18 protein-coding genes and 1 tRNA gene are annotated in these 17095 nt (G+C 72.1%); 11 read left to right on the top strand and 8 right to left on the bottom strand.

The features are described 5' to 3' along the window. Nucleotides 1-577: 577 nt before the first annotated feature. The 6 genes from ACZ6C6_RS24545 to ACZ6C6_RS24570 all read left to right on the top strand — a co-directional run bounded on the left by ACZ6C6_RS24545 (nt 578) and on the right by ACZ6C6_RS24570 (nt 7015). Nucleotides 578-1060, top strand: a complete 483-nt coding sequence (locus tag ACZ6C6_RS24545) for a CarD family transcriptional regulator (protein ID WP_006380568.1) — start codon at nt 578-580, stop codon at nt 1058-1060. A 358-nt stretch (nt 1061-1418) separates the two neighbouring features. Continuing rightward, the gene (gene ispD, locus ACZ6C6_RS24550; RefSeq protein ID WP_469205408.1) at nt 1419-2165 is read left to right on the top strand and encodes a 2-C-methyl-D-erythritol 4-phosphate cytidylyltransferase; all 747 of its coding nucleotides are present in this window, start codon (nt 1419-1421) and stop codon (nt 2163-2165) included. After that, a complete protein-coding gene (gene ispF / locus ACZ6C6_RS24555) occupies nt 2155-2673 on the top strand; it encodes a 2-C-methyl-D-erythritol 2,4-cyclodiphosphate synthase (protein WP_365679239.1) in 519 nt (172 codons plus the stop codon). The genes ispD and ispF overlap by 11 nt, the downstream gene beginning before the upstream one ends. Before the next feature lie 97 nt (nt 2674-2770). Further along, nucleotides 2771-4174 (top strand): cysteine--tRNA ligase, encoded by a 1404-nt coding sequence (gene cysS / locus ACZ6C6_RS24560; protein ID WP_469205409.1) that lies wholly within the window; start codon nt 2771-2773, stop codon nt 4172-4174. Between the two features lie 79 nt (nt 4175-4253). Further along, entirely contained in the window at nt 4254-5210 is a 957-nt protein-coding gene (gene rlmB / locus ACZ6C6_RS24565; protein WP_469205410.1) for a 23S rRNA (guanosine(2251)-2'-O)-methyltransferase RlmB, read from the top strand. A gap of 191 nt (nt 5211-5401) precedes the next feature. Then, nucleotides 5402-7015: a DoxX family membrane protein gene (locus tag ACZ6C6_RS24570; RefSeq protein WP_469205411.1), complete on the top strand. Its 1614-nt coding sequence runs from the start codon at nt 5402-5404 to the stop codon at nt 7013-7015. Nucleotides 7016-7087: 72 nt separating this feature from the next. Here the strand turns inward: ACZ6C6_RS24570 and ACZ6C6_RS24575 are convergent, their stop codons facing one another. The 3 genes from ACZ6C6_RS24575 to ACZ6C6_RS24585 all read right to left on the bottom strand — a co-directional run bounded on the left by ACZ6C6_RS24575 (nt 7088) and on the right by ACZ6C6_RS24585 (nt 9641). Next, nucleotides 7088-7798, bottom strand: coding sequence for a nucleotidyltransferase family protein (locus ACZ6C6_RS24575; protein ID WP_365679233.1), 711 nt, complete (start codon nt 7796-7798; stop codon nt 7088-7090). 46 nt (nt 7799-7844) lie between these two features. Then, entirely contained in the window at nt 7845-8276 is a 432-nt protein-coding gene (locus ACZ6C6_RS24580) for a hypothetical protein (RefSeq protein ID WP_469205412.1), read from the bottom strand. A 228-nt stretch (nt 8277-8504) separates the two neighbouring features. Further along, nucleotides 8505-9641, bottom strand: a complete 1137-nt coding sequence (locus ACZ6C6_RS24585) for an ABC transporter ATP-binding protein (protein WP_330453010.1) — start codon at nt 9639-9641, stop codon at nt 8505-8507. Nucleotides 9642-9821: 180 nt separating this feature from the next. Between ACZ6C6_RS24585 and ACZ6C6_RS24590 the strand changes: the two genes are divergently transcribed. Next, a tRNA-Thr gene (locus tag ACZ6C6_RS24590) sits at nt 9822-9898 on the top strand. A gap of 32 nt (nt 9899-9930) precedes the next feature. Here the strand turns inward: ACZ6C6_RS24590 and ACZ6C6_RS24595 are convergent. Next, nucleotides 9931-10602 (bottom strand): rhomboid-like protein, encoded by a 672-nt coding sequence (locus ACZ6C6_RS24595; protein ID WP_469205716.1) that lies wholly within the window; start codon nt 10600-10602, stop codon nt 9931-9933. 33 nt (nt 10603-10635) lie between these two features. On the opposite strand from ACZ6C6_RS24595, the gene ACZ6C6_RS24600 reads away from it, so the two are divergent. Both ACZ6C6_RS24600 and ACZ6C6_RS24605 read left to right on the top strand, forming a co-directional pair. Beyond that, entirely contained in the window at nt 10636-11547 is a 912-nt protein-coding gene (locus ACZ6C6_RS24600; RefSeq protein ID WP_469205413.1) for an aminoglycoside phosphotransferase family protein, read from the top strand. A gap of 48 nt (nt 11548-11595) precedes the next feature. Then, complete coding sequence (locus ACZ6C6_RS24605) at nt 11596-12072, top strand: GNAT family N-acetyltransferase (protein WP_469205414.1); 477 nt, start codon at nt 11596-11598, stop codon at nt 12070-12072. An 18-nt stretch (nt 12073-12090) separates the two neighbouring features. On the opposite strand, the gene ACZ6C6_RS24610 is transcribed toward ACZ6C6_RS24605, so the two are convergent. Beyond that, on the bottom strand, nt 12091-13077 hold the full coding sequence (locus ACZ6C6_RS24610; protein ID WP_469205415.1) for a zinc-binding dehydrogenase: 987 nt from the start codon (nt 13075-13077) through the stop codon (nt 12091-12093). Between the two features lie 113 nt (nt 13078-13190). Here ACZ6C6_RS24610 and ACZ6C6_RS24615 point away from each other — a divergent pair, with 113 nt between their 5' ends. Next, entirely contained in the window at nt 13191-13871 is a 681-nt protein-coding gene (locus ACZ6C6_RS24615; protein ID WP_469205416.1) for a pentapeptide repeat-containing protein, read from the top strand. An 18-nt stretch (nt 13872-13889) separates the two neighbouring features. Here ACZ6C6_RS24615 and ACZ6C6_RS24620 read toward each other — a convergent pair whose 3' ends face one another. Genes ACZ6C6_RS24620 through ACZ6C6_RS24630 form a run of 3 tightly spaced genes read right to left on the bottom strand, consistent with a single transcriptional unit; the run spans nt 13890 to nt 16294 of the window. Then, nucleotides 13890-14387 (bottom strand): hypothetical protein, encoded by a 498-nt coding sequence (locus ACZ6C6_RS24620; RefSeq protein ID WP_425815819.1) that lies wholly within the window; start codon nt 14385-14387, stop codon nt 13890-13892. A 33-nt stretch (nt 14388-14420) separates the two neighbouring features. Then, nucleotides 14421-15062: a response regulator gene (locus ACZ6C6_RS24625; protein WP_143620933.1), complete on the bottom strand. Its 642-nt coding sequence runs from the start codon at nt 15060-15062 to the stop codon at nt 14421-14423. Continuing rightward, on the bottom strand, nt 15059-16294 hold the full coding sequence (locus ACZ6C6_RS24630; protein WP_469205417.1) for a sensor histidine kinase: 1236 nt from the start codon (nt 16292-16294) through the stop codon (nt 15059-15061). The genes ACZ6C6_RS24625 and ACZ6C6_RS24630 overlap by 4 nt, the downstream gene beginning before the upstream one ends. 227 nt (nt 16295-16521) lie before the next feature. Between ACZ6C6_RS24630 and ACZ6C6_RS24635 the strand changes: the two genes are divergently transcribed. After that, entirely contained in the window at nt 16522-17079 is a 558-nt protein-coding gene (locus ACZ6C6_RS24635; protein WP_469205418.1) for a GlcG/HbpS family heme-binding protein, read from the top strand. The last annotated feature ends 16 nt before the right edge of the window (nt 17080-17095 follow it).

Here is a 17095-nt window from a genome sequence, read left to right on the forward strand (position 1 = left end):
ACGGACGGGTCGGGCGCCTGGGGTAAAGCCGCCCTAAGGGTCTGTCAGCGGTCAGGTTACCGAGCCCTCCTCGCCGCCCCGCACCCGACCCGCCCCTGACGGGCCAGTGATCACCGGGCCCGGACACGTACGGACATTCGCAGTCCCTTCACATAACGCGCTTGATCAAATTCCGGCCACGCGTTCACCCCGGGCTTCCTGGCTGTTCACGGACGGTGGCGCATTCATTGCGCATAATCCGCGGCGAGGCCGTACGTTGATCAATTTCATTGGCCATCGGCACTTACGTCCGAACGAGTGATCCATCATCGAACGGGCTACGGAATGTTCAGCAAGCGGAAACCGACAAAACGGGACGTTCGGCCCCTTCGAAGCGAGCTGGAGTGTGTGTAACGTCCGCGTTTCTCCGTTGCCGGACAGCCGCTCCGACCTGCGAATACCGTCTTCCGCGGGCCCTCCGCAGCACGTCCCTGTCTCTCTTGTCAAGCCCCGAGATATGCCCTGACCTGCGAAAACGCCATTCAGGAGTAGCGATTCTCGTGTTACGCTTGATAGCCACGGAAGGGGTACCTGTCACATGACGTTCAAGGTTGGCGACACCGTGGTCTATCCCCATCACGGGGCCGCGCTGATCGAGGCTATCGAAACTCGCCAGATCAAAGGCGTGGACAAGACCTACTTGGTGCTCAAGGTCGCTCAGGGCGACTTGACGGTGCGTGTGCCGGCGGACAATGCGGAGTTCGTGGGCGTGCGCGACGTAGTCGGGCAGGAAGGGCTGGACCGCGTCTTCGAGGTGCTGCGCGCACCGTATGCCGAGGAGCCGACGAACTGGTCCCGGCGCTACAAGGCAAATCTCGAGAAGCTCGCATCCGGCGATGTCATCAAGGTCGCCGAAGTCGTTCGCGACCTGTGGCGTCGTGAGCGTGAGCGCGGACTCTCCGCAGGTGAGAAGCGCATGCTCGCCAAGGCGCGCCAGATCCTGGTGAGCGAGCTCGCTCTCGCGGAGAACACCAACGAGGACAAGGCCGAGGCTCTCCTCGACGAGGTCCTCGCATCCTGAACCGGATGGCACCGGTCGTCACGACCGGATCGCACCGGTCGTAGATAATGTGCCGCGGTGCCCGCTGACCAGCTGTATTCACGCTGTGTCGTCGGGCGCTGCGGCATGTCCGGACCGCAATCGAACGGCGAATTCCGGCCACTTGCCGACGGTCCCCCGGTACATGTCCTTGGTACGTTGCTCGCGATCTTGCTGAACCGGCGTGCGAGACCGACCCCGAACGGCCGCGGTGTGTCCCGGCTCGCCCGGGGTCACGGAAAGGGTCCCGGTCGAGTCATGGCGCAGCGCCCCGGCTCGCTTGTGGCCATACCCACGTCGGCCGTGGACACAAACATGCCGAAGCCTCGGAGTGCAACCGATGTCTGAACAACCGCGTCCCTACCGCACGGCCGCCGTGATCCCCGCGGCCGGCCGCGGCGTACGGCTCGGGCCCGGCGCCCCCAAGGCGCTCCGCACGCTCGGCGGAACGCCCATGCTCGTCCACGCCGTCCGCGCCATGGCGGCCTCCCGGCACGTGTCCCTGGTCGTCGTCGTCGCACCGCCCGAAGGCGTCGCCGAGGTCCGCACCCTCCTGGACGAGTACGCCCTGCCGGAGCGCACCGACTTCCTCGTCGTGCCCGGCGCCGGCACCCGCCAGGAATCCGTGCAGCGCGGCCTCGACGCGCTCCCCGACGCCATCTCCGCCGTCCTGGTGCACGACGCGGCCCGGCCCCTCGTCCCCGTGGACACCGTCGACGCGGTCGTCGAGGCCGTACGCGACGGCGCCCCCGCCGTCGTTCCCGCCCTGCCGCTCGCCGACACCGTCAAGGAGGTCGAGCCGGGGGCCCCCGGCGCGCCCGAGCCGGTGCTCTCCACCCCGGCCCGCGCCCGGCTCAGGGCCGTGCAGACCCCGCAGGGCTTCGACCGCGCCACCCTCCTCCGCGCCCACGAGCAGGTCGCGGTCAGCGGTGAGGGCGCGACCGACGACGCCGGCATGGTCGAACAGCTCGGCGCGCCCGTGGTCGTCGTCCCCGGACACGAAGAGGCGTTCAAGGTCACCCGGCCCCTGGACCTGGTCCTGGCCGAAGCCGTACTCGCACGCAGGAGGGCCAACGATGGCTTCTGAGACCCCCGGACCCGGCCGGGCCCCCGCGCCGGTGATCCCGCTCGTCGGCATCGGTACCGACATCCACGCCTTCGAAGAGGGCCGTGAGCTGTGGTGCGCCGGTCTGCGCTGGGACGGCGAGGGCCCCGGCCTGGCCGGGCACTCCGACGCGGACGTCGTCGCCCACGCCGCGTGCAACGCGCTCTTCTCCGCCGCCGGTCTCGGCGACCTCGGGCAGCACTTCGGCACCGGGCGCCCCGAGTGGTCCGGTGCCGCCGGGGTCACCCTGCTCACCGAGGCCGCCCGCATCGTCCGCGCGGCCGGGTTCGAGATCGGCAACGTGGCCGTCCAGGTCGTCGGCGTACGCCCGAAGATCGGCAAGCGGCGCGAGGAGGCGCAGCGGGTGCTGTCCGACGCCGTCGGCGCCCCCGTCTCGCTGTCCGCCGCCACCTCCGACGGGCTGGGCTTCACCGGGCGCGGCGAGGGCATCGCCGGCCTCGCGACAGCCCTCGTCTACCGCACCGGCTGACCCGTACGCGCGAGCGCCCGCGCCCGCCCCGTAACAACTGCGCCCGCAATATCCGGAGGGGCGCGGGGCACTGGTGCGGGCCCACTACCCTTGAGGGGTGACTATTCGCCTGTACGACACCAGCGCCCGGCAGATCCGTGACTTCGTCCCGCTCACAGCGGGCTGTGTCTCGATCTACCTCTGTGGCGCCACCGTCCAGGCCGCCCCGCACATCGGGCACATCAGGTCCGGGCTGAACTTCGACATCATGCGCCGCTGGTTCACGTACCGCGGCTACGACGTGACGTTCGTCCGGAATGTCACGGACATCGACGACAAGATCATCGCCAAGTCCGCCGAGCGGGGCCGCCCGTGGTGGTCCATCGGTTACGAGAACGAGCGGGCGTTCAACGCGGGCTACGACGCGCTCGGCTGCCTGCCGCCCACCTACGAGCCGCGCGCGACCGGGCACGTCCCGGAGATGATCGAGATGATGCGGGGCCTCATCGAGCGCGGCCACGCGTACGCCGCCGACGGCAACGTCTACTTCGACGTGCGCTCGTTCCCGGGCTACCTGGAGCTGTCCAACCAGGAGCTGGACGATCTGCGCCAGCCGTCGGGCGACAACGAGACCGGCAAGCGCGACAAGCGCGACTTCGCCATGTGGAAGGCGTCGAAGCCCGGCGAGCCCAGCTGGGAGACGCCCTGGGGCCGCGGCCGCCCCGGCTGGCACCTGGAGTGCTCGGCCATGGCGCACAAGTACCTCGGCACCGCCTTCGACATCCACGGCGGCGGGATCGACCTGATCTTCCCGCACCACGAGAACGAGATCGCCCAGGCCAAGGCGTTCGGTGACGACTTCGCGCGCTACTGGGTGCACAACGGCTGGGTCACCATGTCCGGCGAGAAGATGTCGAAGTCGCTGGGCAACTCCGTCCTCGTCAGCGAGATGGTCAAGACCTGGCGCCCCATCGTCCTGCGCTACTACCTGGGCACCCCGCACTACCGGTCCATGATCGAGTACAGCGAGGAGGCCCTGCGCGAGGCCGAGTCCGCGTTCGCCCGCATCGAGGGCTTCATCCAGCGCGTCACCGAGAAGGCGGGGGAGACCGTCGCGCCCGCCGCCGAGGTGCCGCCCGCCTTCGCCGAAGCCATGGACGACGACCTCGGCGTCCCCCAGGCCCTCGCGATCGTGCACACCACGGTCCGCCAGGGCAACTCCGCCCTGGCCGCCGACGACAAGGAAGCCGCCGTCGCGCGCGTCGCCGAGGTCCGCGCCATGCTCGGCGTCCTCGGCCTCGATCCGCTGGACGACCACTGGGCCGGCGAGAGCGACCGCGGCGACGACCTCCACGGCGTGGTGGACACCCTGGTCCGCCTCGTCCTCGACCAGCGGCAGTCCGCGCGTGCCCGCAAGGACTGGGCCGCCGCCGACGCCATCCGCGACCAGCTCAACCAGTCCGGACTCGTCATCGAGGACAGCCCGTCCGGCCCCCGGTGGACACTCGGCCCGCGCCAGTAGCCACCACATGCCGCCCGGTCCGCCGGGCGGCACACTGCACTTATACGTACGCACGACGAAGCAACGAAACAGGTAGGTCATGGCCGGGAACAGCCAGCGCAGGAACCGCCGCACGTCCAACAAGAAGGGCGCCACGGTCGGCAGCGGTGGCCAGCGACGCCGGGGCCTCGAAGGCAAGGGCCCGACCCCGCCGGCCGAGGAGCGCAAGAAGCACAAGAAGAACCGCATCGCGACCGCCAGGGCCAAGCAGGCCGCCAACCGCCGCCCCGCCCCCCGGCGCGGCGGCGTCAAGGGCACCTCGGAGATGGTCGTCGGCCGTAACCCGGTGTACGAGGCCCTGCGCGACGGCGTCCCCGCCACCACGCTCTACGTCCAGCAGTACATCGACAACGACGAGCGCGTCCGTGAGGCCCTCCAGCTCGCCGGTGAGCGCGGCAACATCAACCTCATGGAGGCCCCGCGCCCCGAGCTCGACCGCATGACGGGCGGGCTCAACCACCAGGGTCTCGTCCTCCAGGTCCCGCCCTACGAGTACGCCGACCCGCAGGACCTCCTCGAAGCCGCGTACGACAACGGCGAGGACCCGCTGATCGTCGCCCTCGACGGCGTCACCGACCCGCGCAACCTCGGCGCGATCGTCCGCTCCGTCTCCGCCTTCGGCGGTCACGGCGTGGTCGTCCCCGAGCGCCGCGCGGCCGGTATGACCGCGGGGGCCTGGAAGTCCTCGGCCGGCACCGCCGCCCGTACCCCCGTCTCCAAGGTCACCAACCTGACCCGGGCCCTCGAAGCGTTCAAGAAGGAGGGCATCGCGGTCGTCGGTCTCGCCGCCGACGGCGAGCACACCGTCGAGGACCTCGAAGCGCTCGGCGGGCCCGTCGTCGTCGTCATCGGCAGCGAGGGCAAGGGCCTCGGCCGCCTCGTCGGCGAGACCTGTGACTACCGCGTCCGCATCAACATGCCGGGCGGTGCCGAATCGCTCAACGCCGGTGTCGCCGCGGGCATCGTCATGTACGAGGTCGCGCGCCGCCGCGCCTGACCGGAGCCGGTCCGAGGGGCCGCACGGGGGCGCGCGCGCACGTGCACGCGCCCCCGCGCAACCCCCCACCACCTGTTGACGGGTCTCGGACACCTTCGACACGGTCAAGGCAGTGTCCTAATCACACATCACTCGGTTAGATGAGTGTGGACACCAGAACGCCTCGGTTCGACGAACTACCCGCCCTGAGCATGACCAAGGTGGACTGCGACCCTGCGCAGGTCATCGTCAACCACGCCAGCTTCCGGGTGCAGCTCGCCCCCGGCCAGCGCGCACGGCTGCGCGGTGTGACCCCCGCCGGCGCGCCCAGGATCCCCGCCATGAGCGTCCCCGGAGCCGGACGCGGCCGGCGCGCCCCCGTCGTCTGGAGCGGCAAGTCCTCTCCCGGCGACCCCGGCGCGACCGGACTCCTGCAGGCCGTACGCAACTCCACCGCCGGCCGGCCCGACACCGCGTACGACCCCTACGATCCGTACGCCTCCTACGAGTTCGACCAGGGGCGCGGCGGAGCGGGCACCCAGGTCATCCCGCGCCTCGACGAGTCCCCGCTCGAAGAGACCCAGCCCAACCCCGTCATCGGCGCGCCCCGCTCCGGCGGTCCGCTGCTGCCCCCCATGCGCCGGGCGGTCGGTGCCTACGACCCCGTCGACCCCGGTCCGTACGACCCGGACGGCTACGACGGGCGGGGCGCCTACGACGACGAGCCCGTCGACCTCACCGACGAGGAGGCCCGCGGCCGGCGTCAGGGCGGCGCCGACGACGTGCGCCACGCGTACTACCCGGGCCGCCGGATGAACCTCGGCGTCGTCCTCCTGCCGATGCGGGTCTTCCTCGGCTTCATCTCCATCTACGCCGGTATGGGCAAGCTCTGCGACCCCGTCTACTTCGACGGCGGCGAGCGCGGCTCGATGGTCAAGTGGCTCAACTCGCTCCACCCGTGGGCGCTGGCCGAGCCGCTGCGCGAGTTCGCCCTGTCGCACCCCGTCGGTGCCGGGCTCTCGATCGCCTTCCTCCAGGTCGTCGTCGGTGTCCTCACCGTCCTCGGGCTCTGGCAGCGCGTCGCCGCCACGGTCGGCGCCCTGCTGTCGGCCGCCCTGCTGGTCACCGTCAGCTGGCGCACCGTCGCCGCCTACGACGCGCCGGACATCATCTACCTCGCCGCCTGGAGCCCCCTGATCATCGCGGGCGCCCCCGTCTACTCCATCGACGGACGGCTCGCCGGGGAGGCCTGGCGCAAGCTCGGCCCCCGTTCGGAGATCTGGGACCTGCGCCGCCGCGTCCTGCGCCGGGGCGCGGTCGTCGCCAGCGTCGTCGTCGGCCTCACCCTGCTCATCGGCTCCGTGCTCGGCGGCGCCGTCCGCTCCACGGAGGTCGTCACCGTCCCCGGCCCCCACGGCGTCCCCACCAACCAGCTCCCCGGCTCGCCCCTCCCCGACAAGTCCCGCAAGGGCAAGGCGTCCAAGAGCCCCACCGGCCACCAGCCCTCGCCCTCGCACAGCACCGCACCGCACACCCCGTCGGCCGACGCCTCGACCCCGGCCTCGGACAGCGTGCGCGAGACGGGTCAGGCGGCGGGCGCGAGCACCGGACAGCCCAGCCAGACCCAGGGCACCGGCCAGCAGCCCCCGCAGCAGACCACCCCCCAGCAGCCGCCCGCCACCAGCTCGGGCCCCAGCTCGTCCGGGACCACCGGCACCGGCGGCGGCTCCACCACCGGCGGCACCGACCCCGACCCCGGCGCCGGCTCGGGCGGCGGCGACGGCGGCAGCGGCGGCCGCAACCCGATCGGCGGCCTCCTCGGCTGACGGCGGACGCCCCGCGTGGGAACGGGGCGGGCCCGGAGGAAAACCTCCGGGCCCGCCCCGTTCCCGTACGCCCTACCGTCCGTCCAGCTCCTTGGCGGCCTCCGTCAGGTCCTTCGCGGTGTCGATCGCCCGCCAGTACGCGCCGTGCGGCAACGGATAGCCGGCCAGCCGGCGTTCGCGGGCCAGCCGGGGGAACGTGGTCCGCTCGTGGTCGCCCCGGTCCGGCAGCATGTCCGTGAAGGCGGGGGAGAACACGTACACCCCGGCGTTGATCAGATACGGCGACGGGGGCGCCTCGATGAAGTCGGTGATGTGGCCGAACGCGTCCGTCTCCACCGCGCCCCAAGGAATCCGGGGCCGCGCCAGCGCGAGGGTCGCGGTAGCGTCGCGCTCCGCGTGGAACGCCGCCATCTCGCGCAGCGAGAACCGCGTCCAGATGTCCCCGTTGGTCGCGTACCACGGCTCGTCCGGCTCGGGCAGCCGCGCCGCCGCGTACTTGAGGCCGCCGCCGCGTCCCAGCGGCTCGGACTCCACCACCGTCGTCACGCGCAGCGGGAGCACCGCGTCGGCCAGCCACTCCTGGAGCACCTCGGCCAGGTGCCCGCACGACACCACGGCGTCCGTCACGCCCTCGGCGGCCAGCCAGGAAAGCTGATGGCCGATGATCGGCGTCCCGGTGCCCGGGATCTCGACCATCGGCTTGGGGCGGTCATCGGTATACGGGCGCAGCCGTGACCCCTGGCCACCCGCCAGGATCACGGCCTGCGTCGGAAACGTATGCATGCCAGGCACGATAAGCCGTGCCCGGCAGCGGGGAGCGTCGCGTCGGTCAGCTGAACTGGGCGACGCCCGAGGCGAACGAGGTGTCGCAGACGGGGCGCGAGAAGCGGTGCGCGCGCGTCGGGCCGTACTTGTCGACGGCGGCCTTGCCCAGCGTCTTCGCGATGGACATGCAGTGCTTGGCGAGCGACGGGCGTCCCTCGACGGCACGCTGGAGGTCCGTCAGCGCGACGCCCGGGTCCTTGGCGCGGAGCTCCTGGAGGAGCCGGTCGCGCAGGACGTCCTGCGGGGCACGCGGCTTGACGGCGGCCTCGGCACCCTTGGCGTCGGGGACGCTGCGGGCCGACGCGGCGAGGAGCTGCGAGTCGGAGTTGCTGGCTGCCCACGGCACGGCGGTGACCGCGAGGGTCCCGGACAGGACCATGACGACGGGCAGTACGAAAGCGAGAGTTCGGCCGATACGGCGCACGGTGTGGGTCACGCAGCGAGCGTAGCGGCCGGTGATGATACGGCGACATTACGTCACCCTCGCGGGGGACGGTTCGAGTGTGCTTTTCGAATCACGTGTTGACGAACGGTAGCGAAATGACCGATCTGGCAGGGAATTCGCCTCCGGCGCTTCAAACGCGGGCGGGCTTCGTAACGTGTCCGGGACGCGCGGTGGCCCCGCACGAAGATCGCGCGGGGCCACCGTACAGCGGGTGCGACGTCAGTCGGTGAGGCGCTCACCGGTCGACGTGGCGAAGACGTGCAGCTCGTCCGGGCGGGGCACGACGTGCAGCTTGGTGCCCTTCTCCGGGACGGCGCGGCCGCCGACGCGGACGACCAGGTCCTTGTGCTCGCCACCGACCTCGGCGGCACCGTAGACGAAGCCGTCGGCGCCGAGCTCCTCGACCACGTTGACCGAGACGGCCAGGCCGGCCGGGGCGTCCGAGGAGTCCTTGGTGAGGGACTTCGCGGCGGCGCCGCCGTGCTCGACGATGTCGAAGTGCTCGGGGCGGATGCCGACCGTGACGGTGGTGTCGCCGCGGTTCGCGGCGGCGGTCAGCGCCTCGCGGGAGACCGGGACGACGCTGTTGCCGAACTTCACGCCGCCGTCGGTGATCGGGACCTCGACCAGGTTCATCGCGGGGGAGCCGATGAAGCCGGCGACGAAGAGGTTCGCCGGGCGGTCGTACATGTTGCGCGGCGAGTCGACCTGCTGGAGGAGACCGTCCTTGAGGACCGCGACGCGGTCACCCATGGTGAGGGCCTCGACCTGGTCGTGCGTGACGTACACGGTGGTGATGCCCAGGCGGCGCTGGAGCGAGGCGATCTGCGTACGGGTGGAGACACGGAGCTTGGCGTCGAGGTTCGACAGCGGCTCGTCCATGAGGAAGACCTGCGGCTCACGCACGATCGCGCGGCCCATCGCCACACGCTGGCGCTGACCACCGGAGAGCGCCTTCGGCTTGCGGTCCAGGTAGTCGGTGAGGTCCAGCATCTTGGCGGCCTCTTCGACCTTCGCCCGGATGTCGGTCTTGTTCACACCGGCGATCTTGAGCGCGAAGCCCATGTTGTCCGCGACGGTCATGTGCGGGTACAGGGCGTAGTTCTGGAACACCATGGCGATGTCCCGGTCCTTCGGGGGCAGGTGCGTGACGTCGCGGTCACCGATGCGGATGGCACCGCCGTTGACGTCCTCAAGACCCGCGAGCATGCGGAGCGAGGTGGACTTGCCGCAACCGGAGGGACCGACGAGGACGAGGAACTCACCGTCCGCGATGTCGATTTCGAGCTGGTCCACCGCGGGCTTCGTGGAGCCGGGGTAGACGCGGGACGCCTTGTCGAACGTGACACTGGCCATGCTGATTCTTCTCCTCCACCGGCAGGAACGTGCCGGACGATCCGTTGTAAGGGAGTGGTCTGGTCCATCGGAGTGAACCTGCAAGGACGCTACCTGGCGGTTTCGAATCTGTCAGTAGTTCCCCGGCTGTGAAATTTCTGCGCGGTGCCGGTGGCCGGGTTGGTTAGACTGCTCCGGCACGCCTCCTTAGCTCAGCTGGCCAGAGCAACGCACTTGTAATGCGTAGGTCGTCGGTTCGAATCCGACAGGGGGCTCCACCACCAGGCCGGTCTTCCCCGGCCTGGTTTTTTCATGCCTCGCTACGTCCAGGTGTCCCGCGCCGCGTCAGCGGGTAGCACCCCAGGCCGATCAGCGCCGCTGTCAGGTGGCCGATGTCCGTGAAGGTCGGGTTGGTGATCAGGGGGACCGTGTAGATCACCAGGACCGCGAAGAGGTACGCCGGGCGCCAGGGGCGGGGGACGTAATAGGTGAGGACCGCGACCACGCCGGCCAGGGCGTAGCTGACGCCCACGTCGAGGGTGTTGGCGGCGGAGGCCGGGGCGTGGCCGTGGTTGATGGCCCAGGCCAGGATGCCCTCGCTGACCAGGGTGGCGAGGACGTGCGCGGTGGCGGCGACGGTGAGCCAGCGCAGGGTGCCGAGGCGGCGTTCGGCGGGGGCGTGGAAGACGGTGTACAGGACGGCGTAGGGGAGCCATCGTCCGCTGTCGATCCAGAAGGCGCTGGTGATCAGGACGCGGATGGGGTTGCGGGAGAGCTCGTGGATGTTGGTGGAGCGCTGGCGGAGGAACTCCTCCTCGAAGGCCGGAGACATCTGGTGGACGATCACCGTGGTGACGAAGAGGGCGGTCAGCCAGAGGTACGTGCCGGGGGCGCTGCGGATCCAGGAGCCGAGGGCGCGGAGCAGCCGCCCGGCGGGGGCGGTGCGGGGCCGGGCGGGCGGGGCTGGGTGGCCGGAGGGCATGCCCGATTGACGCACGCTCCTACGATCGGGGGCGTGATCGACATTCCGGATGCGCTCATCGCTACTCAGTCCGCATACAACGGGGAGGCGGGCCGGGCGTTCGTGGCCGCGCTGCCGGGGATGGCGGCGGAGTTCCTGGAGCGGTGGGGGCTGCGCCGGGACGGTGCGGCGATGTACGGGGTGTGCGCGCTGGTCCTGCCGGTGGTGCGGGCGGACGGGCGGCGGGCGGTGCTGAAGCTGCAGCCGGTGGACGCGGAGACGGTGGGGGAGCCGGTCGCGCTGCGGTTGTGGGGTGCGGCGGGGGCCCGGGCGGTGCGCTTGCTGGAGCACGATCCGGTGACCGGGGCGATGCTCCTGGAGCGGCTGGACGGACGCCGTTCGCTGGCGGCCGAGCCGGACCCGGACCGGGCGGTCCGGGTGATCGCCGGGCTGCTGGCGGAGCTGACGGCGGTGCGGCCGGGGGCGGATGCGACGGGGGCCGGACTGAGGGGGCTCGGGGAGGCGGTTTCGCGGATGCTGGCGGGCGCGCCGGAGGTCGTGGCGGCGCTGGTGGACGAGGAGGAGCGGGGGCTCGTACGGGACTGCGCGGCGGTGGTGCGCGAGGTGGCGGGGGAGCCGGGGGACCGGCTGCTGCACTGGGACCTGCACTTCGGGAACGTGCTGGCGGGGGAGGGCGGCAGCGGGTGGGTGGCCATCGACCCGAAGCCCCTGGTGGGGGACCCGGGGTTCGAATTGCTGCCCGCGCTGGTGAACCGGTTCGACGCGGGCGCGGTGGGGGAGCGGTTCGACGCGATGACCGGGGTGCTGGAGCTCGACCGGGGGCGGGCTGCGGCGTGGACGCTGGGGAGGGTGCTCCAGAACGCGTGCTGGTCGGTGGAGGGCGGGACGAGGCGGCTGGCTCCGGAGCAGGCGGAGATCGCGCGGGTGCTGCGGGGGCTCGTCTGACGACGGGCCGCGCGTAGCTCTCGGCGGGGCGATGTCTACGCTGCACGCATGATTCGTACCGCTACCCCCGCCGATGTCCCCGTCATCCACGCCATGGTGTGTGAGCTGGCCGACTACGAGAAGGCGCTGCACGAGGTGCGTGCGACGGAGGACCACCTGCGGGAGGCGCTGTTCGGCGAGCGGCCGGCCGCCTTCGCGCACATCGCGGAGTCGGACGAGGACGGCGAGGTCGTCGGCTTCGCGCTCTGGTTCCTGAACTTCTCGACGTGGCGCGGGGTGCACGGCATCTACCTGGAGGACCTGTACGTACGCCCCGAGCGGCGCGGCGGCGGGCACGGGAAGGCGCTGCTGACGGAGCTGGCGCGGATCTGTGTGGAGCGGGGTTACGAGCGCCTGGAGTGGTCGGTGCTGAACTGGAACGCCCCGTCGATCGCGTTCTACGAGTCGCTGGGCGCGCGTCCGCAGGACGAGTGGACGGTGTACCGGCTGACCGACGGGGCGCTGGCGGAGCTGGGCGGGGCGTGAGGCGGGCGGGGTCCCGCGTCAGGGGATGAGGACCACCTTGCCGATGGTGCCCCGGGTCTCCAGGTCGCGGTGGGCGTCGGCGGCGCGGGCGAGCGGGTAGGTCTGGATCGCGGGGCGCAGCCGGCCGGCGGCGGCCTCGGCGAGGGCGCGGGTTTCGAGCGCGCGCGGTCCGCCGCCCTTGCGGAACAGGCCGGGGCCGAGGACGTTCTCGGAGGTGATGCCGCGTGCTTCGAGTTCGTCGTCGGTGGGGGAGTAGGGGCGGCCGTTGCCGGACCGGCCGTAGACGACGTGCTGCCCGCCCCTGCCGAGGAGGTCGACGGCGGCGCGGGCGGTGGTGGAGCCGACGGAGTCGTAGACGACGGTGGCACGGCGGCCGAGGGCGTCGAGGTGGGTGCGGACGTGGTGGGGCCAGTCCGGGCGGGTGTAGTCGACGGCGAGGTCGGCGCCGTTGTCCCGGACGCGGGCGGTCTTGCCGGGGCCTCCGGCTAGGCCGATGACGGTGGCTCCGGCGTTCTTGGCGTACTGGACGATCAGGGTGCCGATGCCTCCGGCGGCGGCGGTGACGAGGACGAGGGAGTCGGGGCCGAGCGGGGTGAAGCCGAGGATGCCGAGGACGGTGCGGCCGGTGCCGACCATGGCGACGGCTTCCGCGTGGCCGAGCCCTTCGGGTACGAGGTGGAGCCGGTCGGTGTCGCTGACGACGCGTTCGGCGTAGCCGCCGGGAATGTTGCCGAGGTGGGCGACGACGTCGCGGCCGAGCCAGGCCGGGTCGGTGCCTTCGCCGAGCGCGTCGACGGTGCCGGCGGCTTCGCGGCCGGGGATGGTGGGCAGCGGGGCGGGCGGGAAGGGGCCGGGGAGGCCCTGGCGCAGCGTGGTGTCGAGGAGGTGGACGCCGGCGGCGCGGACGGCGATGCGGACCTGGCCGGGGCCCGGCCAGGGGGTGTCGGTGTGCTCGTAGGTGAGGTTCTCGGCGGGGCCGAAGGCGTGGAGGCGTACGGCGTGCATGGCGGGGTCCCCCGGAGTGGTGTGGGTGCGGGTGGCCCCAGCCTTTGACCTCAAGCAGGGTTGAGGTCAAGTGCGGTCGGGGCGTTGTCAGTGGCGTGCGTCACGATGGGGGCATGGTGCGTGCTGGTGGTCGGAGCGGTGGTGTGAAGGCGGCGCGGCGGCCGGAGGTGCGGTTGCCGCCGCTGGTGGACTTCGAGGAGGGCGTGCTCGAACCGGACGGGGATTACGACGGCGTGCGGTTCGGGGCGTCGGTCGACCTGGCGGACGCGTCGGGGCGGGGTGCGCGGTTCATGGACTGCGCGCTGGAGGGATGCGCCCTGGACCGGGCGGAGCTGGTGCGGGCGCGGTTCATCGACTCGGTGCTGACGGGCGTACGGGGAGTGGGCACCGATCTCGCGGAGGCGTCGCTGCGGGACGTGGAGGTGGTGGACGCGAGGCTCGGCGGGACGCAGCTGCACGGCGCGGTGCTGGAGCGGGTGGTGGTGCGGGGCGGGAAGATCGACTACCTGAATCTGCGGGAGGCCCGGCTGACGGATGTCGTCTTCGAGGGCTGTGTGCTGGTGGAGCCGGATTTCGGGGGCGCGCGGCTGACGCGGGTGGAGTTCCGGGACTGCGCGCTGAAGCGGGCGGACTTCAGCGCGGCGCGGATGGATGCGGTCGATCTGCGCGCGGCCGCCGAGCTCGACATCGCGCGCGGGGTGGAGCGGCTGGCGGGCGCGGTGATCAGCCCCGTGCAGCTGATGGAGCTGGCGCCGGCGTTCGCGGCGCAGATCGGGGTGCGGGTGGAGGCGTGAGGTGCGGGCCGGGCCCGGTCAGAGGCGGGGGAAGCGGGCCTGGAGGTCCCAGACGGCCGGGTTGTCGGCCAGGCCCTCGTGCATGTCGGCCAGGTCGGCGATCAGGTCGTGCAGGAAGTCGCGGGCCTCGCGGCGCAGGAGGGAGTGGCTGAAGGTGAGCGGCGGTTCCTCGGGGTCCATCCAGTCGGCCTCGATGTCGACCCAGCCGAAGCGGCGCTCGAAGAGCATGCGGTCGGTGGACTCGGTGAAGTCGAGTTCGGCCTGCTGGCGGCGGTGCGAGCGGCTGCCGCGCGGGTCCTGGTCGATCCGCTCCACGATGTCGCACAGCGCCCAGGCGAAGTCGAGCACCGGCACCCATCCCCAGGCTGTGGATACTTCGCGGTCCTCCTTGGTGTCCGCGAGGTAGACGTCCCCGGAGAACAGGTCGTGCCGCAGCGCGTGGACGTCCGCGCGGCGGTAGTCGGTCTGCGGGGGGTCGGGGAAGCGGCGGGAGAGGGAGTAGCCGATGTCGAGCACGCTTCGATGGTGTCATGCCCGGCGTGTCGCCCGTTACGGCAGCAACCGCTGCTCCTTGGCGACGGCGACGGCGCCCGCGCGGGTGTCGACGCCGAGCTTGTCGTAGATGCGGCCGAGGTGCGTCTTGACCGTGGCCTCGCTGATGAACAGGGCGCGGGCGATCTCGCGGTTGCCGAGCCCCCGGGAGAGCTGGCCGAGGATGTCGCGCTCGCGGTCGGTGAGGGTGGGGCGGGGCGCGCGCATACGGGCCATCACGCGGCTGGCGACGGGCGGGGAGAGCGTGGTGCGGCCCTGGGCCGCGGAGCGGATCGCTGCGAACAGCTCCTCGGGGCGTTCGGCCTTGAGCAGGTAGCCGGTGGCGCCGGCCTCGATGGCGCGCGTGATGTCGGCGTCGGTGTCGTACGTGGTGAGGACCAGGACGTGGGTGCCGGGGCCGGCCGCGATGCGGCGGGTCGCTTCGACGCCGTCGATGCCGGTGCCGAGCTGGAGGTCCATCAGGACGACGTCGGGGGTGAGCCGGGCGGCGAGCGCGACGGCCTCCTCACCGCTGCCCGCCTCGCCGATGACCTCGATGTCGGGTTCGCTGCCGAGGAGGGCGAGGAGCCCGGCGCGTACGACGGCGTGGTCGTCGCAGAGCAGGATGCGGATGCGGTCGGCGGTGCGGTCGGCGGTCATGCGGAGTCCTGGGGTGCGGTGACGACGGGGACGGTGGCGGTGACGACGGTGCCTTCGCCGGGCGCCGACTCGATGGTGAGGGTGCCGCCGAGCTGATGGAGGCGGGCGCGCATGGCGGGCAGCCCGTGGCCGCGCACCCCGCCCGGGGCCGTGGCGGTGGGCGTGAAGCCGTGGCCGTTGTCGGCGATGTCGAGGACGGTGCGGTCGTCCAGGTGCGTGAGCGTGAGGGCGGCCTCGGTGGCGCCCGCGTGTTCGGTGACGTTGGCCAGGGCGCCCTGGGCGATCCGCAGCAGCGCGGACTGGGTGCGGTCGGGCAGCACGGTGTGCGGGGCGCCCTCGATGTGGCAGCGGACGGTGAGCCTGCCCTGCGCCTGGGCGGTTTCGCGGGCGGCGAGTGCGTGCAGGGCCGCGTCGAGGCCGCCGCCCTCGGCCAGGTCGGCGGGGGCCAGGTCGTGGACGAAGCGGCGGGCCTCGGCGAGGTTGCGTTCGGCGATGCCCCCGGCGGTACGGATGTGGCGCCGGGCGGCGGCCGGGTCGGTGTCCCAGGTGCGGTCGGCGGCCTGGAGGAGCATCTGCTGGCTGGACAGGCCCTGGGCGAGGGTGTCGTGGATCTCCATGGACAGCCGCTGGCGTTCGGCGAGGGTGCCTTCGCGGCGCTCGGTGGCGGCGAGTTCGCGGCGGGTGCGGAGCAGATCGTCGATGAGCCTGCTCTGCCGTACGGCCTGGCGCTGCATGTGGACGAACACGGCGGTGGCGACGGCGGCGACGGCGGGCGGGGCGAGCACGAGGTTGGGGTCGAAGCCGTGTGCGAGGCGGAGCTGCGCGGCGACGACGAACAGCGTGAGCAGGGCGACGAGCGCGTACGCGGCGCGGGGCGGCAGGATGCGCAGACCGGTGTAGAAGAGCGGCACCGCGCACCAGGCGAAGCTGGGCGCGAGGACGACCACCACCATCCACACGACGACGAGTCCGCCGAGCCAGACGAGGCTGCGGGCGGTGGGCCGCGAGCCGAGCACGGGCCCCATGACGTAGAGCACGGCCAGGGCGATGGACAGGCCGATGATCCACGGCGTGCGGGCCTCACCGGGGTGCCGGAGCAGGAACCGGGCGAGCGAGGCGCCGAGGAGCAGGAAGAACGCGGCGTGCATGAGGAGGGCGAGGGAGCGGGTGTCGCCGTCGTCGGCGCCCCGCTCCGGTACGGGCCGGAGCCCGTCCTCGTACCCCTGAGCCACCTCGTACTCCGATCTCCGGCCCCGAAGGGACCCCCGCTGACCTGCGTGGACATTCCATCGTCACCCCGGAAGGCCGTCCCCGCATCAACCGATCGGCCGATGGGGACGTCAGCCGTCCCGGGCGCCGGGTCGAGCCGGTACGACGACCGTCCGGGGGCGGTTCCGGGCCAAGGATGGATGACAGGACGCGGGAACCACCCGCTTCCGTCCCCCCTGAGGAGCCCCTGATGAAGAAGATGTCGCTGCGCACCCGTGTCCTGACCGGTGCCGTCGCCGCCGCCGCCCTCGGGGCCGGCACGTTCGGCGCGATGTCCGCGAACGCGTCCACCCCGGCCGCCGCCCCCGCGACCACCGTCAAGGCCGACACCGCGCACCGCAACCTCCAGCAGACGACGCACCTGACGCTCGACGCCGCGACGAAGGCCGCGCAGGCCGCCCTGGACGCGGCGAAGAAGGAGAACCAGCGCGTCGCGGTCTCGGTGGTCGACCGCAACGGCAACACGATCCTGACCCTGCGCGGCGACGGCTCGGGCCCGCAGGCGTACGAGTCGGCCGAGAAGAAGGCGTACACCGCCGTGTCGTGGAACGCCCCGACCTCCGAGCTGGCCAAGCGCCTCGCCCAGGCGCCGAACCTGAAGGACATCCCTGGCACGCTGTTCCTCGCGGGGGGCGCCCCCGTGCAGGTCAAGGGCGCCCCGGTGGCGGGCATCGGCGTCGCGGGCGCCCCGAGCGGCGACCTGGACGAGAAGTTCGCCCAGGCCGGCGTCGCCGCCCTCGCCAAGTAGTACGTACGCGCACACC

This window comes from Streptomyces sp. NPDC041814, assembly GCF_055590565.1.